This is a genomic window from Uniformispora flossi, from assembly GCF_049534875.1.
GTDB classification, from domain to species: Bacteria; Actinomycetota; Actinomycetes; order Streptomycetales; family Streptomycetaceae; genus Yinghuangia; species Yinghuangia aomiensis.
Map to the genome: position 1 here is coordinate 154,212 of NZ_JBMULZ010000011.1, position 24,912 is coordinate 179,123.

20 protein-coding genes are annotated in these 24,912 nt (G+C 69.1%); 12 read left to right on the top strand and 8 right to left on the bottom strand.

What is annotated here, in order from left to right; genetic code table 11:
- Positions 1-28 precede the first annotated feature (28 nt).
- Positions 29-880, bottom strand: coding sequence for a helix-turn-helix transcriptional regulator (locus tag ACPA54_RS23840; RefSeq protein ID WP_423532895.1), 852 nt, complete (start codon positions 878-880; stop codon positions 29-31).
- 172 nt (positions 881-1,052) lie between these two features.
- On the opposite strand from ACPA54_RS23840, the gene ACPA54_RS23845 reads away from it, so the two are divergent.
- Positions 1,053-1,865, top strand: coding sequence for an alpha/beta fold hydrolase (locus ACPA54_RS23845; protein ID WP_423532897.1), 813 nt, complete (start codon positions 1,053-1,055; stop codon positions 1,863-1,865).
- 9 nt (positions 1,866-1,874) lie between these two features.
- Entirely contained in the window at positions 1,875-3,314 is a 1,440-nt protein-coding gene (locus tag ACPA54_RS23850; protein WP_423532899.1) for a flavin monoamine oxidase family protein, read from the top strand.
- 61 nt (positions 3,315-3,375) lie between these two features.
- On the opposite strand, the gene ACPA54_RS23855 is transcribed toward ACPA54_RS23850, so the two are convergent.
- From ACPA54_RS23855 to ACPA54_RS23875, 5 genes are all read right to left on the bottom strand, one after another.
- On the bottom strand, positions 3,376-4,260 hold the full coding sequence (locus ACPA54_RS23855; protein WP_423532901.1) for an alpha/beta fold hydrolase: 885 nt from the start codon (positions 4,258-4,260) through the stop codon (positions 3,376-3,378).
- Between the two features lie 130 nt (positions 4,261-4,390).
- Positions 4,391-4,813 (bottom strand): hypothetical protein, encoded by a 423-nt coding sequence (locus ACPA54_RS23860; protein ID WP_423532903.1) that lies wholly within the window; start codon positions 4,811-4,813, stop codon positions 4,391-4,393.
- A 58-nt stretch (positions 4,814-4,871) separates the two neighbouring features.
- The gene (locus tag ACPA54_RS23865; RefSeq protein WP_423532905.1) at positions 4,872-5,312 is read right to left on the bottom strand and encodes a hypothetical protein; all 441 of its coding nucleotides are present in this window, start codon (positions 5,310-5,312) and stop codon (positions 4,872-4,874) included.
- A gap of 259 nt (positions 5,313-5,571) precedes the next feature.
- Positions 5,572-6,213: a TetR/AcrR family transcriptional regulator gene (locus ACPA54_RS23870; protein WP_423532907.1), complete on the bottom strand. Its 642-nt coding sequence runs from the start codon at positions 6,211-6,213 to the stop codon at positions 5,572-5,574.
- Between the two features lie 48 nt (positions 6,214-6,261).
- Positions 6,262-6,639, bottom strand: a complete 378-nt coding sequence (locus ACPA54_RS23875; RefSeq protein WP_423532909.1) for an ATP-binding protein — start codon at positions 6,637-6,639, stop codon at positions 6,262-6,264.
- Positions 6,640-6,755: 116 nt separating this feature from the next.
- Here ACPA54_RS23875 and ACPA54_RS23880 point away from each other — a divergent pair, with 116 nt between their 5' ends.
- Together ACPA54_RS23880 and ACPA54_RS23885 are read left to right on the top strand one after the other, a co-directional pair.
- Complete coding sequence (locus tag ACPA54_RS23880) at positions 6,756-7,580, top strand: helix-turn-helix domain-containing protein (protein ID WP_423532911.1); 825 nt, start codon at positions 6,756-6,758, stop codon at positions 7,578-7,580.
- Positions 7,577-7,891 carry a DUF397 domain-containing protein gene (locus ACPA54_RS23885; RefSeq protein WP_423532913.1) on the top strand — a complete coding sequence of 105 codons (315 nt, stop codon included), beginning with the start codon at positions 7,577-7,579 and terminating at the stop codon, positions 7,889-7,891. Before ACPA54_RS23880 ends, ACPA54_RS23885 begins: the two co-directional genes overlap by 4 nt.
- Here the strand turns inward: ACPA54_RS23885 and ACPA54_RS23890 are convergent.
- Both ACPA54_RS23890 and ACPA54_RS23895 read right to left on the bottom strand, forming a co-directional pair.
- Positions 7,868-8,875, bottom strand: a complete 1,008-nt coding sequence (locus tag ACPA54_RS23890) for an ArsR/SmtB family transcription factor (protein WP_423532915.1) — start codon at positions 8,873-8,875, stop codon at positions 7,868-7,870. The two genes, ACPA54_RS23885 and ACPA54_RS23890, sit on opposite strands and share 24 nt — an antisense overlap.
- 904 nt (positions 8,876-9,779) lie before the next feature.
- Entirely contained in the window at positions 9,780-10,247 is a 468-nt protein-coding gene (locus ACPA54_RS23895) for a hypothetical protein (protein WP_423532917.1), read from the bottom strand.
- 465 nt (positions 10,248-10,712) lie between these two features.
- On the opposite strand from ACPA54_RS23895, the gene ACPA54_RS23900 reads away from it, so the two are divergent.
- The 8 genes from ACPA54_RS23900 (at position 10,713) to ACPA54_RS23935 (ending at position 24,906) form a co-directional block, all read left to right on the top strand.
- Positions 10,713-12,329: a WxL domain-containing protein gene (locus ACPA54_RS23900; RefSeq protein WP_423532919.1), complete on the top strand. Its 1,617-nt coding sequence runs from the start codon at positions 10,713-10,715 to the stop codon at positions 12,327-12,329.
- A gap of 232 nt (positions 12,330-12,561) precedes the next feature.
- Positions 12,562-14,256: a hypothetical protein gene (locus ACPA54_RS23905; protein WP_423532921.1), complete on the top strand. Its 1,695-nt coding sequence runs from the start codon at positions 12,562-12,564 to the stop codon at positions 14,254-14,256.
- A 129-nt stretch (positions 14,257-14,385) separates the two neighbouring features.
- On the top strand, positions 14,386-15,963 hold the full coding sequence (locus ACPA54_RS23910; protein WP_423532923.1) for a hypothetical protein: 1,578 nt from the start codon (positions 14,386-14,388) through the stop codon (positions 15,961-15,963).
- 173 nt (positions 15,964-16,136) lie between these two features.
- Positions 16,137-17,837: a hypothetical protein gene (locus ACPA54_RS23915; protein ID WP_423532925.1), complete on the top strand. Its 1,701-nt coding sequence runs from the start codon at positions 16,137-16,139 to the stop codon at positions 17,835-17,837.
- A 375-nt stretch (positions 17,838-18,212) separates the two neighbouring features.
- Positions 18,213-19,826 (top strand): hypothetical protein, encoded by a 1,614-nt coding sequence (locus ACPA54_RS23920; RefSeq protein ID WP_423532927.1) that lies wholly within the window; start codon positions 18,213-18,215, stop codon positions 19,824-19,826.
- Positions 19,827-19,998: 172 nt separating this feature from the next.
- Entirely contained in the window at positions 19,999-21,591 is a 1,593-nt protein-coding gene (locus ACPA54_RS23925) for a hypothetical protein (protein ID WP_423532929.1), read from the top strand.
- A 62-nt stretch (positions 21,592-21,653) separates the two neighbouring features.
- Positions 21,654-23,270, top strand: a complete 1,617-nt coding sequence (locus tag ACPA54_RS23930) for a hypothetical protein (RefSeq protein WP_423532931.1) — start codon at positions 21,654-21,656, stop codon at positions 23,268-23,270.
- Between the two features lie 16 nt (positions 23,271-23,286).
- Complete coding sequence (locus ACPA54_RS23935; protein ID WP_423532933.1) at positions 23,287-24,906, top strand: hypothetical protein; 1,620 nt, start codon at positions 23,287-23,289, stop codon at positions 24,904-24,906.
- Positions 24,907-24,912: the final 6 nt, after the last annotated feature.

Below are 24,912 nucleotides of genomic sequence, written 5' to 3' on the forward strand. Positions count from 1 at the left end.
GGGGCGAGTGACCCTCGGCGTGGCGGATCTACGGTGCGGCCGCGCGGTGCCGGTGCTGCGGTCCGAGCACGCGCAGTTCGTCGAGGACCGAGGTGCCGCCGGGCGGCGGGGTGAAGATCCGCAGCCGCTGGTCCGCGGCCGGGGTGGCCAGGACTTCGCAGTCGAGGTCGATCCGCCCCAGGTCGGGGTGCACGAGCCGGTAGGGGTGCGAGCGGCGGACGGCGACTTCATGCCGCTCCCAAAGTTCGGCGAACTCCGGGCTCGCGGCCTGGAGCCGGGCCACAAGCGCGCGCGAGGCCTCGTCGTCGCCGCGGCGGGTCGTCGCGGCGCGCAGGTCGGCGACCAGCTGCCGGGCCTGCTCGTCGTGTTCCTCGGCGGCGAAGTGGCCGCGCACGTCCGGGTCGGTGAACCAGCTCAGCACGATGTTGCGGTCTTCCTCGGCGACCGTGCACACACACCCGAACAGGGCGAGCGCCAGGTCGTTCTGGGCGAGGAGGTCGCCGAGGTCGCTCACCACCTGCACGGGCACGTCGTCGAGCCGGTCGAGGAGGTAGCGCAGACCCGGCCGCAGATACTCCCCGGCCCGGGCGCCCTCGGGTGGGCGGTGTCCGGCCAGCAGATAGAGGTGGTCCCGCTCGTCCTCGGTCAGTCGCAGCGCCGCCGTCAGCGCCGCGAGTACCTGCACGGAGGGCTGGGAGCCGCGGGCCTGCTCCAGCCGCATGTAGTAGTCGGCGGACATCCCGGCGAGGATCGCGACCTCCTCGCGGCGCAGGCCTGGGATACGGCGCCGCGTCCCTTCCGGCAGTCCGACGTCGCGCGGTGTCAGCCGCTCGCGCGAGCGGCGCAGGAAATCGGCCAGGTCGGGGCGGTTCGGTGTCATCGCCTTCGCAGGATAGCCGGGCGGTGCCGGCGGGCACCGGGGTCGCGTGCGGCTCATCCTGGGAGCGCGACTCCTAGGGGAAGGCCTCCGATTTCGCGGTCCGGACGGCGGCGGCACGATCGGTGGCGGGCCGAGCGAAGGCCCGTCCGACGAGCAGATCGGTGGTCGCATCATGGAAGCAACCGTCACGGAATCCGTCCTGGCCGTCCCCGGCGCGCGGCTGCGCTACACCGTCCGCGGGGACGGCCCGCTGCTCCTGCTGGTGGCGGGCGGCCACCACGGCGTCGACGCGAACGAACCGCTCGCCCGCCACCTCGCTGACCGCTACCGGGTCCTGACCTTCGACCGCCGCGGCCTGGCGGGGAGCGCGACCGACGCCCCCGCCACGTCGATCGGCACACACGCCGAGGATGTGTCCGCACTGCTGTCCGCGCTGACGTCGGAGCCCGCATTCGTGTACGGGACGAGCTTCGGCGCCCTGATCTCCCTGGAGCTGACCGTCCGGCACCCGGAGCAGGTCGCGACGCTGATCGCGCACGAACCGGCCGTCCCGCAGGTGCTGCCGGAACCTCACGTCGCCTTGGGGCAGTTGGAGGCCGTCGAGGAGATCTTCCGGGCGGAGGGCGCGGTGGCGGCCATGCGCCGGTTCGCCGCCGACATCGACATCGACCCGAGCGACGCCGAGCCGGACCTGCCGACCCGGACCCCGCCGCCCGAGCATCGGCGGGACGCGGAGGTGCTCCTGACGTACGACCTGCCCGCCATCCGCGGCCACGTCCTCGACGTGGCCACGCTCAAGGGCACGACGTCGAGGATCGTGCCGGCCGCGGGGGAGAACTCGCGCCACGTCTGGCCACACGCGAGCGCCGCGATGCTCGCGGGTGAACTGGGCACATCCTTGGAGCTGTTCCCGGGCGGCCACAACGGCTACGTCTTCCGGCCGCGGGGCACCGCGGAGCGGATCCGCGCGGTCCTCGGCTCCTGACGTGGACGGGTGCCGGTCCGCGGGGCCGACTCTCCCGGTCGGCCCCGCAAACGGTGCGCGGATTCGGCCCGATACGCTCCCAAATGCCGACTGAACGTCCCCTGGGAACGGTGGAAGATGCTGGACACGATCGTCGTCGGAGCCGGAATCTCCGGCATTACGGCGGCACGGCTGCTGCACGACGCAGGACGGCGTGTGGTGGTGCTCGAAGCCCGGGACCGCATCGGCGGGCGGATGTGGACGGACCGCGAGGCGGGGTTCTCCGTCGACCGCGGCGCCTCGTGGATCCACGGCATCAACGGCAACCCGCTCGCGCACCTGGTCGACGCGCTCGGGATCGAGACGCGCGAGTTCACCGTGGGGAGCTTCCAGGCCGGCGGCCGCCCGATCGCCGACTACGACGCGTCGCGGCAACGGCTGGACGACGAGGCGACCCGCCAGTGGATCGCCGACGTCGCCGCGGCCGACGAAGCGCTCCTGCGTACCGCCGCGGCGGCGGCTCCCGGCGAGAGCTACGCCACCGCGACCGATCGCACCCTGACCGAGACCGGCTGGGAAGCCGAACGCGTCGAACGCCTCCGAGCCTTCTACCGCCACCGCACCGAGGAGCAGTGCGGCGCGGAGATCGAGCAGGTCGACGCGCACGGCCTCGACGAGGACGCCATCGACGGCGACGAGGTCATCTTCCCGGGCGGCTACGACGTGGTTCCCCGGACGCTCGCCCAAGGCCTCGACGTACGCCTGGAAACCGCGGTCACCGCGGTGACCCGGACGGGCGACGGCGTGCGGGTCGAGACCGCGGACGCGTCCTTCGAGGCCCGCCACGTGATCGTCACCGTGCCGCTGGGCGTGCTCAAGGCCGGAGCGATCACGTTCACGCCCGCGTTGCCCGAGGCCGTCGCCGGACCGATCGCGCGGCTCGGCATGGGCGTGTTCAACAAGGTCTTCCTCCAGTTCCCGGAGCGGTTCTGGCCGGACGGCGTCTACGCGATCCGGCAGCACGGCCGCCCTGGTGTCCCATGGCACTCCTGGTACGACGTCTCCGCGGTGAGCGGCACGCCGATGCTGCTGACCTTCGCCGGGGGTGCCTGGGCGCGGGAGATCGAACAGAAGACGGACGACGAGATCGTCGCGTCGGTCGTCGGCTCCCTCCGCGGGATCTACGGCGACGCCGTCCCCGAGCCCACGGCGCACTGGATCACCCGCTGGGGCAGCGACCCGCTCGCCCTCGGCTCCTACTCCTATATCGCCGCGGGCTCGTCGCACCGCGACCACGACGCGCTGGGCGAACCCGTCGACGGCGTCCTGCACTTCGCGGGCGAAGCCACCTGGGGCACCTCGCCGGCCACGGTCGACGGCGCCTTCCAGTCCGGGCACCGGGTCGCCGAGCGGATCCTCGGCGCGCCGGTCCCGTTCAGTGAGCTGACGCGGGTCGTCGGCGCATCCTGACGCGGTAGTTCCGGGGGTGGCGGCACCGACCACGGCATGACCTTGCGCCGCCACCCGCGGATCACTCGCCGGTCAGGAAGTCCAGCACGAACTTGTTGACCTCGGCCGGGCGTTCGAGGGACAACCAGTGCCCGGCGCCTTCGAAGCGCTCGTAGCGGAACGGCGCGTCGACGTGCTCGGCGGAGCGGGTGATGAAGTCCTCGGTGAGGGCAATGTCCTCGGTGCCCCACAGCGCCATCGTGCGGGACGTCACCGTGGGAGTCGGGAGCGCGTCGGTCACCAGGGATTCCGGGGTGACGTTGGTGCGGTACCAGGCGAGGGCGGCTTGGAGGGCTCCCGGGCGGGCGAGGTGCTGGGCGTACTCGTCGACGTCGGGGGAACTGGCCAGCCACTCGCGGAGCTTGGCCCAGTCGTTCTGGGACAGCCAGGTCTCGGCGACGCCGCGGAACTGGAAGAGCAGCACGTAGAACGACTTGGCGTTCTGCTCGACGCTGCGCTCCTTGAAGGTGTTCGGGTGGCCGACCGAGAGTACGGTCAGCCGGTCGACGCGCTGCGGGAAGTAGCCCGCGAATGACCAGGACAGGACGGCGCCGTAGTCGTGGCCGACGACGTGCGCCTTGTCGATGCCGTAGTGGTCGAGGATCGCGTTGACGTCGGCGAGGATGTTCGCGATCGCGTAGGTCGACTCGTCCTCAGGACGGTCGGTGTCGCCGCAGCCGCGCAGGTCGGGGGCGATGACGCGGAATCCGGCGTCCGCGAGCACCGGGACGAGGTACCGCCACAGCGCGGAGGAGTCCGGCCAGCCGTGCAGCAGGAGGACCGGCTGCCCGTTCGGGTCGCCCTCGACGACCACCGAGAAGGTGATGCCGTTCGCGTGGATCCGCTCGCGGTTCAGCCCGTCGCTGTGGATCGACGGTTCGGTGAGCGGGGTGGGGGTGGTCGTCATGTAGGCCTCCGAATTTCTTTACGTTACGACACGTAAAATATTGAGGGCCGCGAAGGATTGCAATGCCCGCACGCAAAGTGCCGCCCGTGGAGGGATCCACGGGCGGCACGCTTCGTCGGGCCGGGCGCCGTCAGATGCTTGGGTCCCACGACCAGACGTGCACAAGGGTGCAGTTCATCGTGGTGCCCGCGGATATGAAGCGCAGGTCCAGTGTCGGCGGCGGCGTTCCGATGGGGATGAAGGTGTCGCCTTCGAGGAAGAATGGGCCGGGGGGAACTACGACGTAGTGGTTGTACAGCACGGCGTGACCGACGTTGGCGAAGATGTCAGCGGCGATGCTGGGCGGGGGAGTGATGTCCACGACGAGCGTTACGTGGCCCGCTGCGGTCCGCTGCAGCGAGACGTCCACACCGGTGAACGTCGCGGCTCCCATCGTGCAGTCGTAGGTCAAATATCCCGGGGCCGCCGCTGCCGGCCCGGCCATGGCGAACGTGCCCGTGGTGAGTGCAGCAGTGCAGGCCGCCGCGGCGGCCGCGCGTCGAAGCTTGGACATGTCCTCTTCCTTTCGGATCGGAGCAGGGGTACGTCGCAAGGGATCCCGCGGTGCGGGATCAGATCCCGCCGACGGGCCAGCGCACGGTGGCGGTGTACACGCAGGTGACCGTGACGGGCGGCGTCGTCGGGATGTGGCTGATGATCGTTCGCGGCGGTGTCGGCAGGCTGGGGGTGCCCGACTTGGAGAACTGGCCGGGATGGAGCGGGTCTTCCGTCAGCCCCGGGATGTCTGGCGGCGTTCCGCCCCAGCTCAACATCGCCGTGGTTCCGCTGGGGCCGGGGGTCATGGTGAGACCGGTGCCCACCGTCAGGAAGCCGCCGGTCGTGCGGTTGAAAAAAATGTCGACGTTTGAGTAATTGCCGCCCAGGCCGTCGGAACAGTTGTACAAGGCTTCACCGGTTCCGGCCGCGGACGCGGGTCCTGCCAACGCGATGGTTCCGGTGGTGAGGGCGGCCGCACACAAGGCGGTACCAGCAGTTTTGCGGAAGGTGCGCATGGGGATTTCTCCCTCCACTCGACAGGCGAGGATCGGCTGAAGTGCCAGTTCAGAGGGGGTGCCAGCGCGATGTTCCGGTGAATACCGTGGCCGAAGGCATGGCGAGAGTCAAGGTGTCCGGCGATATTTTCGCTACGTATAGCCATGATTATGGATCAACAAAGATCAAGAAAAGGAAAATGATGTTGATGACACGTGTCGCCTATCGTTCCGACTATTCTGTGTGATTGTCGGAGCTGTTTGTGTGACATTCCCGGGGCTAATCGCCGCGCCCCGCACCGCCGACCACCAGCTCGGCGACCGAGCGCGCGAAGCCGGGTCCAACGGCGCGGCTGCTGCTCAGCGTGGAGTAGAGGACGACGGCGCTGAGGGTGTCGTACAGGAGGTCCGCGTCGAGGTCGGGGCGGGCCTGGCCGCGGGCCACGGCGGCGTCGACGAGGTCGCGGAACGCGGCGCGGACGGCGTCCAGCCGGGTGTTCAGGGCTTCCCGGAGTTCCGGCTGGTCGCGGTAGTCGGCGAGGAGGCCGGGGACGGCCGAGGCGGTCTCCGGGCGCTGGAAGGAGACCAGTGCGGCCTCCACGAAGCGTTCGATGTCGTCGGTGAAGTCGCGCCCGGCGGCGGACTCGGCGGAGTCGTCGTCGGGCGCGGCGAAGTGGACGTCCTGGGCCGGGTAGACGGCCTCGTGGACGAGGTGCGCCTTGGTCGGCCAGCGGCGGTAGACCGTCGGACGCGAGACCCCGGCACGGCGGGCGACGCCCTCGATACTGAGCCGGTTGTAGCCCTGTTCGCGCAGCAGCTCGCGGACGGCGTCGAGGATCGCGTCGTCGGTACGCGGATCGCGAGGCCGTCCGGGGCCGGGTCCGGTGCCGGTTCCGGGCGGTCCGGGGGTGCTGGCGGTCACGGGGGCTCCTGGGGTCGTACGCGGGCTCGGGCGCGGGGCGGGGACGGGTCAGGTGGCCAGTTCGCACCACACGGTCGAACAGTCTGGCTCACGCGTGAATCCCCACCGCGCCGACAGGCGGTCGACGAGGAACAGGCCGCGGCCGGTCAGGGTGTCGAGGTCGGGGGCCTTGAGGGAGGGGAGGCCGAAGCCCTTGTCCGACACGCCGATGCGCACCGCGGACGCGTCCTTCGTCAGAGTGAGTTGTGGACGGCCGCCGGCATGCCGGATCACGTTCGTGACCAGCTCGGAAGCGAGCAGTTCGGCGTCATCCGTAAGGGTGGCGAGCGCACGTCCGCGCAGGAAGGCGCGGGTGTGCGCCCGCGCGAGACCGGCGGCGCGCGGGTCGTCGGGGAGGTCGAAGACGCGTTCGAAAGCGGGTGGCATGAGTGGAACCCCTTCTCGAAAATGTTGCAGAGTGTGGTTCCAGCGTCGCTGTCCGGAGTTAGTCTTGACAGTGTTGGCCAGCCAGCAACGGCGAAGCCGGACAGGGGGATTGGATCATGGGCAGCCCGAAGTACCTGGACCCGTCGAAGTCACCGCGTGCTTTCTACGGTGCCGAGCTTCGCCGGCTGCGCGAGCAAGCAAACCTGACGCAAGACCGGTTGGGGGAGCTGGTGTTCTGCTCGGGGGCGTATCTCGGCCAGATCGAGGCGGCGGTGCGGAAGCCCCAGATGGACATGTCCGTGCGGCTGGACGAGATCCTCAACAGCGGCGGGTTGCTGGCGCGACTGTGCGAGTTGGTGAACCAGACCAAGCACGCCGTGTACTTCGCTGAGGTTGCCGATCTGGAGCAGCAGGCGGACAGCATCTGCGAGTTCTCGCCGAACCTGGTGCCAGGGCTGTTGCAGATCGAGGGCTACGCGCGGGCAGTCTTCGAAGCCTGGATGCCGTGGGGGCCCGAAGAGGAGATCGAGGACGGTATCCGCGCCCGGATGGAGCGGGCGCGCCTCTTGGAGAACTCGGCAAAGCCGAGGTTGTGGTTCATCCTGCACGAGTTCGCGTTGCAGTTGCCCATCGGCGGGCACGAGGTGATGCGGGCCCAGTGCCAGCACATCGCCAAGCTGATCAGGGACAAGAAGGCGATCGTTCAGGTGGTCCCATCAGTGGCCGGAGCACACGCGCTGATGGAAGGACCAATCTTCTTGATGACCTTCGAGGATGCGCCTCCCGTGGCCTACGTTGAGGGTGTGTTTACCGGCAATCTGCTGGACGACCCGGCGCTGGTTGCCCGTGCTCAGACGGCCTACGATCTTGTCCGAGCGGCGGCACTGTCGCCGCAGGAATCGCTTGTGGCCATTGAGCGTTGGGCTGAGGAGTGGCAATGACCCGTACCGACCGGGCAGGGTTCATCGGGTGGCGCAAGTCGTCGTACAGCGGCGGCAACGGCGGCAACTGCATTGAGGTGGCCCACGCTTGGCGTAAGGGCACGTACAGCGGTGGCAGCGGCGGTGAGTGCCTTGAGGTCGCCGATGCCTGGCGGAAGTCTTCCCACAGCGGTGGCAGCGGTGGTGACTGCGTCGAGGTCAACACGACCGCCGACACCCTCGTCCCCGTCCGCGACTCCAAGGACGCGAACCGGGGCCACCTCCTCATCCCCTCCGCCTCCTGGGCCTCACTCACCGGGGCGCTCAAATAGCGCCTCCGCCACCCGCGTTCGGGCGTACAACACGATCCGACCGCTGCGGTGCGCGCTGACCAGTCCGGCAGCCCGCATCGCCCCCAGATGCTGCGAGATCGCGCCCGGCGTCTTCCCGAGCCGTCGGGCGAGGTCCGCAGTGCACGCCGGGGCCCCAAGCTCCGCGAGAATGTTGGCGCGCCCCCGCCCCAAAATGCGCGCCAACGCCGCGGAGCCGGGCTCCGGCCTCGGCTGCCACGCCTGGTTGCCCACATCCCCCCGTGGTGGGTACCGGAGCGTCGGCAGGGGTTCGTCGTACCCGAGGGTCACGAAGACCTCGGGTACGACGAACACCGAGGGTACGAGCAGCAGTCCGCGCCCCCCGAGCGTCTTCCGCCCACTGGTGAACCGGTGCCTCAAGTGCAGCGTGTCGCCATGCCACGACACATCCGGGCTCAGATCAGCGAACAGCCGCTGCGCCCCACCCTCCGCGAACCTCTTGGCCCGGTACCGGACATCGGCCTCGGCCAGCGTCTGGACGCGCGGCCAGAACGGCGCCATGGCCACTTCCCAATACGCCTCGATCTCCTCCGCGAGCATCGCCAGCGACCGCGCCGGATCCTTCCGCATCGCGGCGACCGCCCGCACCGGCCCCAACGGCGACGTGCGAACCAACTCCGGTGGTGTTGCCCGCAGTGCGGCGAGTTCGAGGTCGAGCGTGGGGTGCGCCGTCGTCGGCGGTGCCGCGAGGAAGCCCGGGATGCTCAGCGTCGGGACCTCGACCAGCGAGGTCAGCATCGGGATCCGGAGCTTCGCCGCGGCGATCCGGTCGAGGGCCTGGTGGGTCCAAACGCGGTGCAGGCCTTGCTCGTCCGCACCCATCAGCACACGGACGCTGGCAACGACCTCCCACAGCGGGGAGACCGCGAACCGGGTCCGGGCAACGTCGTCGGCGGTGAACTCGATGTCGACGACCCCGCCGACAAACCGCTCCTCCGGCATCATTCGGCACAGACTAAATCATTTACGTGCCAACCTGAAAACCTGCAGCGTAGAGGGCATGTAGGGGCGTGTCGCGACCGGCTGCCGCCGTCGGCTCCGCCGTGCCGCACACCAGTGTTCGGCGGCCCGCACCCGGGGTCCGGTGGCACGACATTCCAACTCGACGGTCGGTTTGCCGGGGTTCACAAAACCGGGATGGATGTGCGAATCCGCATTACGTGCCGCGGATGACGCTCCGTCGATTTTTGTATGCGCAGCGTATTTCCCGAATCGCAGCCCTGGTTATTACCGCCGGGCGAGAAATGCCGGGCAGTGGGCCCGGGGGTCGGCCTGCGAAAAAAGCGCATGCGAAAATATCGCACGCGCAATTAACGGACCTCGAATACCGAGGCAGCCCCGGGGGGTGTCGAAGATCGTCCCCCGAGGTCTCCGATAAGGCTGCCGAGCCTCTTGATTAAAGACCGTTCATCAGGCCATGTCAACGGGGGCTGACCATGATTCTTAGGGTCTCTGGAGGCCTCTCGCGAGGCATTCGATAAATCGACACGTGTCACCAAGTTGATCTTGTCATCACCCATTGACCGGGGCGTGGCGCGGTGTCAGGATGGTCGATTCCGTTTCGTTGGTTGGCGCGTCGGGGCAGCCCGGCCGGCGCCCCGGGACGACGAAAAGTGGCCCCCGGCCGAAGCCGGAGGCCACTTTCCGCTCTTGCGCCTGTGCACTGAGTGTGCGGGGTGCTGTAGCGTCAAACCCGCACGCTCGCAGGGCAGTTGCCCTTGAGCGCGGCCGCGAGTGCCTGCCTATCTGCCCGTATTAGCGGTACGGGCAGCGAAGGTGGGCACTCTGGGCCTGGCGGCCGGGTCTTGGTGGCCGTGCGGTGTTCACGACCGGACCCTGCCGGGTGGGATCAGATACCGCCGACGGGCCACGAGGTCGTGCTGGACCACCCGCAGTGCACGGTCGCGATGACCGGGCCACCACTGCCGCCGCTGTGGATGCTGAGGTCCACGTTGGCCGGCGCGGTCGGCAGAGCCGTGCTGGTGGGCGCAGACAGGACGATCGGGTTCGTGGTCGTGGTGTTGACCAGGCCGCCGATCGGCGCGGGCGGGTTGGTCGCCCAGCTGACGTTGCCCGTGATGTCGCCGACGCCGATCGGGGCGGGGCTGGAGATGGCGGCGGTGAGCGTGAGGACGCTGGCGCTGTTGCGCACGTACTTCACGGTCACGCCGGGGTAGCTGCCGCCGACGGAGTCGGTGCAGTTGTAGACGGCCGTGCCGGTGCCCGCCGCGAACGCCGGGCCGGCCATCGCGATAGCGCCGGCCACGGCGCCGACGGCGCACACGGAGGCGGCGGTAATCCGCCGGGTCTTCGACATCTTCTTCCCTTCGGTTTGGGGCCGGGTGCCGGACGGGTCCGGATCCGGGCTCCTCGGGTGTCCGCAGTGGCTGTCGAATGCGTTCGTCCGCGATACCGGTCGGGGCCCGCCGGCTCGTACGGTCTGCTGTCACTCAATCGACACTGCTATCAATGGAAGTTGGCGGAGAAAGCGGCTCCGGTCAAGTCGTTGCGGTGAAAAAACCGAAATGTTTCCGAAGTCTGGGGCCGTCGAAGATCAATAACTCGCATCCCGCTATTGGTGACACGTGTCGTCCGCGATCCGCCGGGTTTATCACTTGATTTTTCGGCTGACTGCGGCCAGATTCCACGAGGGCTGTCGGGCCCCTGCGGGTCATTTCGCCCCCGGTCCGAACGGATCGGGGGTTTCGTGGTCCCGGGGTGGCTGCGGCCGTGATCCCTATGCGTCCCCGACGCGCGTGGGGCGGTTCACGAAGGAGCACATGTGTTGCGAAGTATGGTGCCGCGGCGTGCCGCAGCCGCAGCGGCGACCGGGGCCCTGGCGGCGGCGGGCCTGCTGGTCCTGAGCCCCGCCGCGCACGCTGCCACGGTCTCCCCGGTGGTCGAGTGCGTCCTGCCCATGGGGCAGGGAACGTTCACCGGCGCGCAGGATGTCACGGTGGCGTTGGACAAGACCACGGTTGGGCAGGGTGGCACGCTCAAGGGCTCGGTGACGTTGGGTGTCAGCCCGGCGGTCAGCGCGTTCGACATCCACATCTGGGCGACGCCGTCGATCACCCTGGCGATGAAGGGCGCGGCGACCGGCGAAGTGACCATCGTCGGCGCCGAGCAGCAGATCGACGTGAAGGCCGGCCAGGCCCCGGTGGTCGTGCCTTACGAGGGCAACTTCAGCATCCCGGCGTCCGCGACGGCGGGCGGCAACATCGACTTCACCGTCGTCAAGATGGTCACCGACGCGCGCTTGTCGCCGGGGAGCACCCCGCTGCCCACCGTCTGCACAGTGAAGTCCGGCGGCGACGCGGTGGTGGCCAACGTCGGCGTGGAAGGCGCCGCTTCGCAGGACCCGACGCTGACCGCGCCGACCGGGGAGGTGCGCCCGGGTACCACGATCGCGCTGAGCGGAACGAACTTCACCCCCAGCTCGATTCCCATCCTGTCGCTGTGCGCGGCCGACGGGACCAACTGCAGTCAGGCGAAGTTCAGCGGCAACACCCTGAAGATCGACGCGCAGGGCAACCTGTCCGGCGACGCCAACCTCAAGGGTGACGTGGCGGACGGCGCCTACTCCGTGAAGGTCGTCGGCGGCGGCAAGGAGGCCCGGGCGAACCTCACGGTGAAGTCCTTTGTGCCCACCGAGCCGCGCACGTTCACGAGCGACCGCACGAGCGGTCCGCTCGGCACCACGGTGAAGCTCGCCGGTGAAAACTGGCTGCCGAACCAGAGCGTGCTCATCGTCCAGACGGACGAGCTTGGTCTCGACGGCAGCAACACCATTGCTGTGACGGCCGACTCGATGGGTGCGTTTTCCGCGACGTACACCGTCACGGACACCTACACCACGCAGATCCGTGCGCGTCAGGGTATCGACGAGACGACGGACAAGTACGTTCCGTTCACCATCACCACCGGTCCGGCGCCGATCAGTCAGTCCGCATCTGTGACGCTTGCCCCGGGCGCGCTGTCCATGACGCAGGCCGGCGACGGTATCAACTTCGGTTCGGCGACCCTGGACGGTTCGGCGCAGAAGCTGAATGCCAACCTGAACCAGGTCACCGTTCTCGACGCCCGCGGCGGCAACCTCGGTTGGTCGCTCACCGGCACGATGACCGACCTGGTCGCGGGCAACGGCACGGACAAGATCCCGGCGGGCAACATCAGTTGGACGCCGTCTTGTGCCGCCACGGCGGGCAGCCTGTCCACCGTGACGTCGGGCTCGGCCGGAGCGCTTGGAGCCGACCCGGCGACGCTGTGCAGCCAGGCCGGCGACCAAGCCAAGACCACCGGCGGCAAGTTCACCGCCGACGCCCAGGTCACGCTGACCACGCCGCAGTTCGCCGCGGCCGGCAGCTACACCGGCACGCTGACCCTCACGCTCATCTGAGGCAGCGCCACTTGCACCACCTGAAGTAGCACCACACCCCTTTGGGGCGTTGCACCCAGCGGCCCCCGGCACCACAGCGCGAGTCCACCGACGAAGCGACGTGCCGGGGGCCGTCCGCATCTCAACGACCGGAACGAACTTGCCTGTTTGGCAAGGGAGTTCGAATCGTCCCCGGCCGGACGGGTCGGCTGTCCGGGCGGTCAGCCCTGTCCAGAACGACTTGAGGAGCTACGTGTCCAGAATCGGAAGTCTGCTCAAACGGCGCACCATCGGCGCCCTGGCAGGCGGGGCCCTCGTGGCCGGAGCCTTCGGAGCCGCGGTCGCGCCCACCGCTTACGCCGGTGTCGTCAACCCGACCGTGCACTGCGTGCTGCCGGCCGGTCAGGGCGAGGCGACCGGGCCGCAGTCCATGGACGTGACCCTGACGCCGGCCAACGCGGCACCGGGCACCTCGGTGCACGCGGTCGTCACGCTGGGCGCGGGCCCGGCCAACAGCACCCAGTCGCTCAGCAACATCCCGACCACCCCGTCGATCGATCTGACGATGAGCGGTGGCGCGACGGGCACGGTCACGGTGACCGGTCCCACGGTCAACCTGAACACGACGTCGGGCCAGCCGGTCATCATCCCGACGTACCAAGGCGACTTCATGATCCCGGTGAACGCCCAGGGGGTCGTGAACTTCACGCCGGCACGCACGAACACCAAGACCGTCGTCTTCGGCGGCACGTACAACACCACGTGCGACGTGGTTTCCGGCGGCGGCAGCATCGGCTCGGTGAACGTCCAGGGCCCGGGCTCCGGCACACCAACCCTCAGCTCCCCGACCGGCACCGTGCGGCCGGGCGCCGCGATGCCGTTCGGGGGCGTCGGCTTCCCGGCGAGCGCGGCCGCGACGCCGTCTCTGTGCCCGACCAACGGTTCGTCGTGCATCGTGGGGGCGTTCACGGCCTCCGCGCTGAGCATCAACGCATCCGGCGTGCTCTCGGGTACGGCCACGCTCAGCACCAGCATCCCGAACGGGAACTACGTGGTGAAGGTGGACGCCGGCGGCAAGCAGGGTTCGTCGCCGATCACCGTCGAAGCCTTCGTGCAGAGCGGTCCGCGCGTCATGACCATGACGCCGTCCTCCGGCCCTCTGGGTACCACGGTGACAGTCAGCGGGACGAACTGGAACGCCAACACGACGATCTTCGTCGTGCAGACGGACGAGCTGGGCCTTGACGGGTCCAACACGGTCGGCCTGACATCGTCGCCCGACGGCACCTTCACCACGTCGTACACCATCACCGACTCGTACACGACGCAGGTCCGGGCGATCGAGGGCTTGGACGACGCCACCGCCGTCTACAAGCCCTTCACCATCGTCACGACTCCGCCCTCCGTCACCGCCGGGCCGACCGTGACGCACCGCAACGGTGTCGTGAAGCTCACCGGTGCCAACTGGCCGGCGAATGCCGCGGCTTCGGCGGCGCTCTGCGACAGCGCGGGCAACAACTGCAACGCGTCCTCGCTGACCAACTCGACGCTGGCGATCAACGGCAGCGGCGCGCTGACCGGTTCGGTCACCGTCGGCGGCAGCGTCGCCTTCGGCAACTACACCGTCAAGGTCACCGCGGGCGGGCTCTCCGCCACTACCCCGCTGACGGTGCAGCAGCGCTGGATCACCCTGTCGCCGGACCACGGTCCCCTGGGCACGTGGGTCACCATCACCGGCAAGGACTACGCGAACTGCACGTGGATCAAGATCTACGGCATCAACGCGGCCGGCCAGGTCACCGACGACTACAGCTACGCGCAGGCGGACTGCGCGGGCAACTGGGTGACTTGGACGAAGATCCAGGACCCGAACACCGTCGCGCTCGTCGCGTCGGAGACCTTCGCACCCAGCAAGAAGGCGCAGGCGCCGTTCACGATCACCCCGTGACGCGCGGCCACGTCGCATAGCACCACCACATGCCGCCCGCTCGTTCGCAGGGGCCGGGTCGGCCCCGGTCACCCACGACGAAGGAGAACAGTGTTGCGACAATTGATCCCCCGGAGAGCCACGGCTGCCGTGGCGACAGGGGTCCTGGCTTTGTTGGGGGCGGTTGTTTTCACCGCACCGGGCGCGGGCGCGGCCGAAGTCAGTTGGACGTCGAAGTGCGTCAACAAGCTGGCGCCGGGCCTCGACATCCCGCCCTCGCAGACGCAGGTCGACGTTACGGTGTCGCCGGTCAAGGACGTCTACTCGGTCGGTGACCTGGTCACCGTGAACTGGGCGTGGAAGTCCTACAGCAAGGTTCCGGCCGCCGGCCTGGACAAGATCCCCAAGGACTCGACCAAGCCGGTTGGGAACCTGAACCTGACGGGTGCGCAGACCGGAACGGTCACCGTCGAAGGCCCACGGCAGAACCCCGAGGCCCCGGTCGGGACCGACTTCATCATCAGCGACATGACCGGCACGTTCACGCTGACTTCCGCGGGCACCGTGAACCTGGCGCCGAAGAACTACCGGGTGTTCACATATGTCTTCGGCACCGATGCCGAGACGGACTGCGACCCGCAGGGTGCGGCTCCGGGCACGGTGGCGACGCTCAACGTCCAGGACGGGCAGTCGAGCGAAGCCACGCTGAACGCTCCGACGGGCAGCGTGTACCCGGGCTCGCAGTTCAACCTCACCGGTGGCAACTTCGCGCCCAACGCCGCCCCGCAGGTGTCGCTGTGCGACGCCGACGGAAGCAACTGCGGGACCCAGCGCCTCGCCGGCGACGCGCTCGCCATCGACGGTGCGGGCAAGCTGACCGGCACGGTCACGCTCGCCCCCGGCGTCGCCGAAGGCGGATATGTCGTTCGCGTTGTCGACGGCGTCAGGGAGGCGCGGGCCGCCATCACGGTGGCCAAGTACGTGCCGACCGAACCGCGCACGGCCATCGCGGACGTCACCAGTGGTCCGCTCGGCACGGTCGTCAACCTGCACGGTGAAAACTGGACAGGCAACAGGAATCTGAACGTCTTCGGCCTCGACGCCGACGGGTTCGAGCTCGAAGGCTTCGTCAACGTGACCTCGACGCCGGATGGCAAGTTCACCGCCGCGTTCCCCGTGAACAGCGAGTGGCTGAAGACGATCCGGGTCCGCGAGGGCACGGACGACTCGAAGTCCGTCGACGTCCCGTTCAACCTCGCCGCGGCCGGCTCCAACCAGGGTGTCTCGGTCAACCTGGCTCCGGGCGCGCTGACCATGGCGCAGGCCGGTGACGGGATCAACTTCGGGTCGGCCACGCTCAACGGTGAGGCGCAGACGCTGAAGGCGAACCTGAATCAGGTGTCCGTCCTCGATGCTCGTGGCGGCAACTTGGGTTGGTCGCTTACCGGTTCGATGACCGATCTGGTTGCGGCGAACGGCACCGACAAGATCCCGGCGGGCAACATGTCCTGGGCTCCGTCGTGCGCCGCGGGTGCGGGCAGCCTGAGCACGGTCGCGAACGGCACCGCCGGCGCGCTCGGCCAGACCCCGGCCACGCTGTGCAGTGTCACGCCCGACGGCAAGACCAGCGGCGGCAAGTTCACCGCCGACGCTGAAATCACGCTCACCACGCCGCAGTTCGCTGCCGCGGGTGCGTACACCGGGACGCTCACCCTGACGCTCATCTGATCCGTCCCGGATCACCACCCCGTTCGCGGGTCCGCACCACGGCCCCCGGCGCACCGTACGACTCCTTTCGGATCGACGCGGTCCTCGCGCCGGGGGCCTTGCACGTCCGGCGACGGTCAACTCGCCGTCAAGAGAACGTTTTTCGGTCTCGTATCAGCGATCAGAGGAGCGACGTGTCCAGAATCTCCCGCATGCTCGCGCGCCGCGGCGGTACCGCCGCCGCGGGCGCGGCCTTGCTGCTCGGCGGTATCGGGCTGTCCGCCCTGGCGCCGGCCGCCATGGCCGGCACCGTGTCGCCCAGCGTGCACTGCGTGCTTCCGGCCGGCCAGGGCGAAGGCACCGGCCCGCAGTCCATGCAGGTCGAACTCACGCCGGCGAACGCGGCGCCCGGCACCCAGGTGCACGCGGTCGTCACGCTCGGCGCGGGCCCGGTGAACAGCACCCAGACGCTGTCCAACGTCCCGACCACGCCGTCGATCGACCTGGCGATGAGCGGCGGCGCCACCGGCACCGTCACGGTGACCGGCCCCACGGTGAACCTCAACACCACGTCGGGCCAGCCGGTCATCATCCCCACCTACCAGGGCGACTTCATCGTCCCGAACTCGGCGCAGGGCACCGTGAACTTCACGCCGGTGCGCACCGTCACCAAGACGGTCGTGCTCGGCGGCACGTACACGACGAACTGTGACGTGGTCTCCGGCGGCGGTGTCGTCGCGTCGGTCAACGTGCAGGGGCCCGGCTCGGCGCAGCCCACCCTGAGCGCGCCGATCGGCACCGTGCGCCCCGGTTCGGTGCTGGCGTTCGCGGGCCTGGGTTGGCCGTCCAACGGCGCGACGTCGGTCACGCTGTGCGGCGCGGGCGGCGGCGCGTGTGTCCCGGACCCGTTCGGCAACAGCAGTGTGGCCGTGGACGTGAACGGCGTCCTGACCGGCACCGCCCAGCTGACGGCCACCGGAGTCCCGAACGGGAACTACGTCATCACGGTCACCTCGGGCACCAAGCAGGCGACCACGTCGATCACCGTCCAGGCGTTCGTGCCGAGCGGGCCGCGGCAGCTCACCGTGGCGCCGACCTCGGGGCCGCTGGGCACCGTGGTGACGTTCACGGGCAGCAACTGGAACCCGAACAAGAACATCAACATCGCGGCGCTGGACTCCGACCAGTTCGACCTCGAAGGCTTCGTGAACATCACGAGCACGCCGGACGGCACGTTCACCGCGCAGTTCACCGTCTCGTCGACGTGGACGGCCTTCCTGCGCGCACGTGAGGGCACCAACGACGCGGCCGCGGTCATCGTGCCGTTCACCATCACCACCACCCCGCCGTCCCTGGTCGCCTCGCCGGTGGCTTCGCACCGCAACGGCGTGGTCGCCCTGACCGGCTCGAACTGGGCGCCGAACTCGACGCCGACCGCGGCCCTGTGCGACACCGCGGGCAACAACTGCAACGCGGCTTCGCTGACCAACTCGACGCTGACCGTCAACTCCAGTGGTGCGCTGTCCGGTTCCGTGAAGATCGGCGGCAGCGTCGCGTACGCGAACTACACCATCAAGGTCACCGCGGCCGGCAGCTCCGCGATCACCCCGATCACGGTGCAGCAGCGGTACATCACCCTGTCGCCGGACCGCGGGCCGGTCGGCACCTGGGTCACCATCACCGGCAAGGACTACGCGAACTGGGCGTGGGTCAAGATCTACGGCATCAACGCGGCCGGCCAGGTGACCGAGGACTACAGCTACGCGGCCGCCGACGGCGCGGGCAACTGGCTGACCTGGACGCAGATCAAGGACCCGACCACCGTCGCGCTCGTCGCGTCGGAGACCTTCGCGCCGAGCAAGAAGGCGCAGGCGGCGTTCACGGTCACCCCGTGACGCGGCCCCGGGACCACGGTGAGCCGTGATCCCGGGTAGGCCGGGAAACAACACACCCGGCCCTGGGTGCACGCATCATGCGCCCGGGGCCGGGTGTTTCCGCTTTTATGCGGTGACGCTTCGGAGTCGTTCCGGTGCGGATTCCCGGGCATTCTCCCCGGCCATTTCCCAAACCGCCTCCTTTTCCTGTCAAACCGCCCCTGACCTGGCCGTTTGGGTTGGTCGTGGAGAGGCCGACGGCACCCCGGATCGCAGGGATCTTGGTGACACGTGTCCGCTGATTTTGGATGTCATCATGTATTGACTTCCTTTCTGGAATCGAGCACATTCCGTGGGATCCATGGAGATCCGGTTCCGGGATTAGGGAGAAGCGCGGTGCGACAACTGATCCCCCGAAGAGCCGCGGCGGCCGTGGCGACGGGAGTCCTCGCGTTGACGGGGACCGTGGTGTTCGCGGCGTCGGCGGCGAACGCCACCCAGCTGACGTGGACGTCCAAGTGCAAGAACCTGCTGCTGCCGAACTTCGACATCCCGCCGTCCGAGACCAAGGTCGATGTGACGGTGTCGCCGGTGAAGGACGTCTACAGCGTCGGTGACCTGGTCACGGTGAACTGGAAGTGGCTGTCGTACAGCAAGGTTCCCGACGCGGGCCTGCCGTCGATCCCCAAGGACACCACCAGGTCGGTGGGCAACCTCGTGCTGTCCGGGGCGCAGACCGGCCCGGTGGTCGTCGAGGGCCCCCGGATCAACCCGGAGTCGCCGGTCGGGAGCGACTTCGTCATCAGCGACATGACCGGCCAGTTCACGCTGACGGCGGCCGGCACCGTGAACCTGACGCCGCTGAACTACCGAATCTTCACGATGATCGGCGCGGACGTCGAGACGGACTGCGATCCGCTGAACAGCACGCCGGGCATCGCCGCCACGCTCAACGTGCAGGACGGGCAGTCGAGCGGGCCGTCGCTGACCGCGCCGGCCGGCGAGATCCGCCCGGGCTCGAAGATCGACCTCACCGGCACGCACTTCGCGCCCGGGGCGACGCCGACGGTCGCGCTCTGCGACGCGGACGGCAACGCGTGCGCGGCGACCGGCTTCACCGCCGACACCCTGGCGATCGACGGCACGGGCAGGCTGACCGGCACCGCCACGGTGGCGCCCCATGCGAGCGACGGCCCGCACGTGGTCCGGGTCGTCGACGGCACCGGCGCCGGTACGGCGACCATCACGCTCAAGAAGTTCGTCCCGGACGGTGTCATTCGCGCGCACCTGAGCACGCAGTCCGGCCCGCTGGGCACGGTGATCACCGTGACCGCGGAGAACGCCCAGCCGAACGCGAACATCAACATCGCGGCGCTCGACCCCGACCAGTTCGACCTGCTCCCTTTGGTGAACACCACGACAGGTCCGGACGGCACGATGGCGCCGACCCAGTTCACGGTCACCGACGAGTGGACCCGCTTCATTCGGGTCCGCAACGGCACCTTCGACGAGAAGGCCGCCATCGTCCCGTTCGACTTGGCGGCGGCGGGCAGCACCCAGGGCGTCTCCGTGAGCCTGGCCCCGGGTTCCCTGTCCATGGCGCAGGCCGGCGGCGGGATCGACTTCGGGTCGGCGACGCTGAACGGTGAGGCGCAGATGCTGAACGCGAACCTGAACCGGGTGTCGGTGCTGGATGCCCGCGGCGGCAACCTCGGTTGGTCACTCACCGGTTCGATGACGGACCTGGTCGCGGCGAACGGTACCGACAAGATCCCGGCCGGGAACCTCGCCTGGACTCCGTCGTGTGCGGCGGGTGCAGGCAGCCTGAGCGCGGTCGCGAACGGAACGCCGGGCGCGCTCGGCACCACCCCGTCCACGCTCTGCAGTGTGACGGCGGACGGCACGACCAGCGGCGGCAAGTACACGGCCGACGCGCAAATCACCCTCATCACACCGCGGTTCACCGCGGCGGGCGCCTACACCGGGACGCTGACCCTGACACTCATCTGATCCGTCCCGGATCACCGCCCTATTCGAAGGCCGCACCACGGCCCCCGGCGCACCGTACGACTCCCTCTCGGATCGGCACGGCTCCCGCGCCGGGGGCCGTGGGCTTCTCGTCCCTCCTCGAGCACCAACCAGGCAAAGGAGAGTTGTCTTGTTCGGAACGAAACTTCGCCGCATGGGCGGAGTGCTGGCGTCCGGCAGCCTGGCGCTGACCGGCGCCGTCGTCTTCGGCGCACCGGCGGCGCAGGCGGCCGAGGTGACGTACACCTCGCAGTGCAAGAACCTTCTGGCGCCCGGACTGGAGATTCCGCCGTCGGAGACCAAGGTCGACTTGGCGGTGTCGCCGGTCAAAGACACCTACAACGTCGGCGACACGGTGACGGTGACGTGGAAGTGGGGCGCGTACAACCTCGTTCCCGCGTCGTCGCCGATCGATGCGATTCCGGCGGACACCACCAAGCCGGTCGGGCAGATCGACGTGACCGGCGCGCAGACGGGCGTGTTCACGGTCGAGGGCGAGCGGAAGAACCCGCTGACGCCGAAGGGCCAACCGTTGGTGGTCACCGATCCGGTGGGGACGTTCACGCTCACCGCGCCCGGCACGGTGAACCTGGCGCCGAAGCAGTACTCGACGTTCACCCAGTTCGGGACGCTCGACGCGGAGACCCAGTGTCTGCCGACGACCACGCCGCCGATCTCCACCACGCTGACCGTGCAGGGCAGCGGGCCGATCGAGCCACCGACGATTGTCGTGCCGGGGACGCCGGTCAAGCCCGGCGACACGATCCCGCTGAGCGGCGTCAAGTTCAAGGCCAACGGCACGCCGCAGGTGAGCCTGTGCAAGGGCGACGGCACCGACTGCCAGGTGAGCCGGTTCAGCGGCAACACGCTGGCCATCGACGGCAACGGCAACCTGAGCGGCAACGCCACGCTGGCGGCGACCGGGGTGCCGGACGGGGCGTACCTGGTGCGCGTGTCGGATGGGACGATGTCGGCGACCGCGCCGCTCACCGTGCAGGCGCCGCCGTTGGTGCGCAAGGCGGTGGCGAGCGCCGCGAGCGGGCCGGTCGGGACTGTCGTCCACATCACCGGGACGGGCTGGGCACCGGGTGTGTTCGTCAACATGTTCGCGGTCGATGCGGACGGCATGCTGCTGTTCCCGGTGACCGAGGTGACCTCCGGCGCGGACGGATCGATCGTGGGCGACCTCAGGATCGAGGACCCGACCGCCGTGCAGATCAGGGTCCGCGAAGGCGGCAACGACGCCAAGGGCGTCGTCCTGCCCTTCACCGTCGTCAACGGCTCCTCGGGCACCCAGTCGGCGACGGTGACGCTGGCTCCGGGGGCGCTGTCGATGACGCAGGCCGGAGACGGGATCGACTTCGGATCGGCGACCTTGAACGGTGAGGCGCAGCAGCTTTCGGGCTCGCTGAACCAGGTCACCGTCGTGGACGCGCGTGGCGGCAACCTCGGTTGGGCGCTGACCGGTTCCATGACGGATCTGGTCGCGGCCAACGGCACGGACAAGATCCCGGCGGGGAACCTGGCGTGGACGCCGTCGTGTGCGGCGGGTGCGGACAGCCTCAGCACGGTCGCGAACGGCACGCCGGGTGCGCTCGGTACCACCCCGTCGGCGCTGTGCAGTGTGACCGCGGACGGCAAGACCAGCGGCGGCAGCTTCACCGCCGACGCGGCGATGACCCTCACCACCCCGCAGTTCACCGCGGCGGGTGTGTACACGGGAACGCTCACGCTCACCCTCATCTGACGTCCCCTAGAGCGGCGTGCCCGGCCGGTGAACGGACGGGCACGCCCGCGCCGAGGAGAGAGATGCCCCGAACCGAACTACGTCGGCTGGCAGTCGCCCTGCTCACCGGAGCCGTCGCTTCCGTCGGAGCCGTCGTCCTGTCGCCCGCGGCACACGCCGAGCAGGTGGCCTACACCTCCCAGTGCACCAACGTGCTGGCGCCAGGGCTGCCGATTCCGCCGTCCGAGACCAAGGTCGACATCTCGGTGTCGCCCGCCAAACCGACGTACCGCGTCGGCGAGGTGGTCACCGTGACGTGGCAGTGGGGCGCCTACAGCAACGTGCCCGAAGCCAGCCCCATCGACTACCTCCCGGAGGACTCCACGCTGCCCGTCGGGCAGATCACCCTGAGCGGTGCGCAGAACGGCGTGTTCACCGTCGAAGGCGAGCGCAAGAACGCGCAGACGCCCAAGGGGCAGCCGCTGATCATCACCGACATGTCGGCGCCGATGCTGCTGACCGCGGCGGGCACGCTCGACCTGACGCCGAAACAGTATTCGACGTTCACGGCCTTCGGGACGCTCGATGCGGAGACCCAGTGCCTCCCGGTGACGTCGCCGACGAAGTCGACGTCGATCACCGTCGAACCCGGAGAGATCCCGGCTGGGCCGCAGCTCGTCGTGCCGTCCGGTGACGTGCGTCCGGGGGCGGACATCACGCTCGGCGGCACCGGCTTCGCGCCGAACGCGACGCCGAAGGCCAAGCTGTGCGAGGTCGGCGGCAACAACTGTGTGAGCAACCGCTTCACGGCGCGGGCCCTGACGATCGACGGCTCCGGCGCGCTGGCCGGCACGGTGAAGCTGCCGGCGACCGGTCTGCCGGACGGGCAGTACGTGGTCGAGGTCTACGACGGGGTGTCGGTGGTGCGTGCGCCGATCACCGTGAAGGCGTTCGTTCCGGGCACACCGACCGCGGTCGCCGACGTCACGACCGGGCCGGTGGGCACGGTGGTCACCATTCACGGGGACAACTGGCGCGCCAACGCGAGTGTCGTGATCAGCGCCCTGGACGCCGACGGAATCCCGGTCGAAGGGCGCATTACCGCCCTCGCCACCCCGGACGGGGTTCTCCCGCCGACGCAGTTCACCGTCGTCGACGCCAACACGGCGACGATCCGCGTCCGACGCGGTGTCTCGGCCACCGAGGTCGTGCGGATCCCGTTCACCACGATCCACGGGCAGAGCGACCAGACCACGTCGGTCACGCTCAACGCGGGCGCCTTGGCGATGACGCAGGCCGGTGACGGCCTGGACTTCGGCACGGTGACGCTGAACGGCGAGGCGCAGACGGTCAAGGCGAACCTGAACCAGGTCACGGTGACGGATGCGCGCGGCGGGACGCTCGGGTGGTCGCTGACGGGGTCGATGACCGACCTGGTGGCGGCGAACGGCACCGACAAGATCCCGGCTGGGAATCTGGCGTGGACGCCGTCGTGCGCGGCCGGGGCCGGGAGCCTCAGCGCGGTGGCGAACGGCGTAGCAAGTCCGTTGAGTTCGTCGGCGTCGATGCTGTGCAGCGTCACCGCGGACGGGAAGACGTCCGGCGGCAAATTCACCGCGGACGCCGAAGTTTTTTTGACCACACCGAAGTTCGGTGCCGCCGGGGGCTACTCCGGCACCCTCACCCTGACGCTCATCTGACAAGGAGCGCACTGTCATGCACACCCGAAGAACGGCACGCACACGCGCGGCTGTCCTGGCCGGGCTGCTCGGGATCGCCGGAGCGGTGGTCGCGGTGGCACCTGCGGCACAGGCGGCGGAGGTCGACTGGACCTCATCTTGTACGAACGACTTCATGGGGCCGGTGGGGGACACGCCCACGAAGGTCGACATCTCGGTGTCGCCGGTGAAGGACACGTACACCGTCGGCGACCGGGTCTCGGTGACGTGGAAGTGGCTGGCGTACAACAAGGTCCCGCTCAACAGCCCCATCTCGGTTCCGGCCGACTCGACCAAGCCAACCGGGGACATCCAGCTGTCCGGTGCGCAGTCGGACGTGTTCGCGCTGGAGGGGCCGCAGAAGAACCCCTTGGCGGCTCCGGGGGAGGAGCTGAAGGTCCAGGACATGACCGGGACGCTCACGCTGACGGCACCGGGCACCCTCACGTTGACGCCCAAGGGCTACCGGACGATCACCGATGCGGGGATCGCGAAGTCGACGACCACCTGCCTCCCGGCCGCCGGCCAGGTCCCGGGCGTCGCCGCCACGCTCACGGTGGAAGGGCAGCAGACCGCGGACCCGGTGATCAGTGGTCCGGCGGAGTCCCACCGCGGGTGGGAAATCGAGCTGACCGGAGGCAACTTCGTGCCCAACGCCACGCCGCAACTGTCCATGTGCGCGGCCGACGGCTCGGACTGCAACCCGGAACGGTTCACCGCGAACACGCTCGCCATCGACGGGCAGGGCAAGCTGACCGGCAAGGCGACGCTGACCGGCATCCCGACGCAGTTCCGGGACGGCGCCTACGCGGTGAAGGTCTCCGACGGCGTGAAGTCGGCGACGTACCCGATCGCCATCACCACCTACGTGGCACCCGGTCCGCGCGAGGCGACGGCTACGCCGGACGTCGGTGCCGTCGGCGACGTGGTGAACGTCCGTGGTTCGGGCTGGGTCGCGGTCGGCAACGTCACCGTCGTCGCGATGGACGCGGACGGTCTTCCGGTCGGCTCCACCATCAGCGCCTTCACCGACGCGTGGGGCAACTTCTCGACTCCGTTCACGATCACGGATCCCGCGACCACACAGATCCGGGTGCGCGAGGGGATCTCCTCGGTCAAGCGGGTCTTCATCCCGTTCACGCTGCGCACCGTTCCGCCGCTGTCGCAGAACGCGTCGGTGACGCTCAACGCGGGCGCGCTGGCGATGACGCAGGCCGGTGACGGCCTGGACTTCGGGACCGTGACGATGAACGGCGAGGCGCAGACGGTCAAGGCCAACCTGAACCAGGTGACCGTGGTCGACGCGCGCGGCGGGAACCTGGGGTGGTCGCTGACGGGGTCGATGACCGATCTGGTGGCCGCGAACGGGACCGACAAGATCCCGGCGGGGAACCTGGCGTGGACGCCGTCGTGTGGGGCCGGGGCCGGGAGTCTCAGCGCGGTGGCGAATGGCACGGCAGGTCCACTGAGTTCGTCGGCGTCGACGCTGTGCAGCGTGATCGCCGATGGGAAGACATCCGGCGGCAAGTTCACGGCTGATGCCGAAGTTGCTCTGACGACGCCCAAGTTCGGTGCCGCCGGAAGCTACACCGGAACGCTCACCCTGACGCTCATCTGACAAGGA

Bases quoted from the DNA above. Each gene is read 5' to 3' on its own strand.
- ACPA54_RS23890 (WP_423532915.1), bottom strand. From the start codon at position 8,875: ATGATGCCGGAGGAGCGGTTTGTCGGCGGGGTCGTCGACATCGAGTTC.
- ACPA54_RS23930 (WP_423532931.1), top strand. From the start codon at position 21,654: ATGCCCCGAACCGAACTACGTCGGCTGGCAGTCGCCCTGCTCACCGGA.
- ACPA54_RS23925 (WP_423532929.1), top strand. From the start codon at position 19,999: ATGGGCGGAGTGCTGGCGTCCGGCAGCCTGGCGCTGACCGGCGCCGTC.
- ACPA54_RS23875 (WP_423532909.1), bottom strand. From the start codon at position 6,639: ATGCCACCCGCTTTCGAACGCGTCTTCGACCTCCCCGACGACCCGCGC.
- ACPA54_RS23895 (WP_423532917.1), bottom strand. From the start codon at position 10,247: ATGTCGAAGACCCGGCGGATTACCGCCGCCTCCGTGTGCGCCGTCGGC.
- ACPA54_RS23860 (WP_423532903.1), bottom strand. From the start codon at position 4,813: ATGTCCAAGCTTCGACGCGCGGCCGCCGCGGCGGCCTGCACTGCTGCA.
- ACPA54_RS23865 (WP_423532905.1), bottom strand. From the start codon at position 5,312: ATGCGCACCTTCCGCAAAACTGCTGGTACCGCCTTGTGTGCGGCCGCC.
- ACPA54_RS23845 (WP_423532897.1), top strand. From the start codon at position 1,053: ATGGAAGCAACCGTCACGGAATCCGTCCTGGCCGTCCCCGGCGCGCGG.
- ACPA54_RS23880 (WP_423532911.1), top strand. From the start codon at position 6,756: ATGGGCAGCCCGAAGTACCTGGACCCGTCGAAGTCACCGCGTGCTTTC.
- ACPA54_RS23855 (WP_423532901.1), bottom strand. From the start codon at position 4,260: ATGACGACCACCCCCACCCCGCTCACCGAACCGTCGATCCACAGCGAC.
- ACPA54_RS23885 (WP_423532913.1), top strand. From the start codon at position 7,577: ATGACCCGTACCGACCGGGCAGGGTTCATCGGGTGGCGCAAGTCGTCG.
- ACPA54_RS23840 (WP_423532895.1), bottom strand. From the start codon at position 880: ATGACACCGAACCGCCCCGACCTGGCCGATTTCCTGCGCCGCTCGCGC.
- ACPA54_RS23935 (WP_423532933.1), top strand. From the start codon at position 23,287: ATGCACACCCGAAGAACGGCACGCACACGCGCGGCTGTCCTGGCCGGG.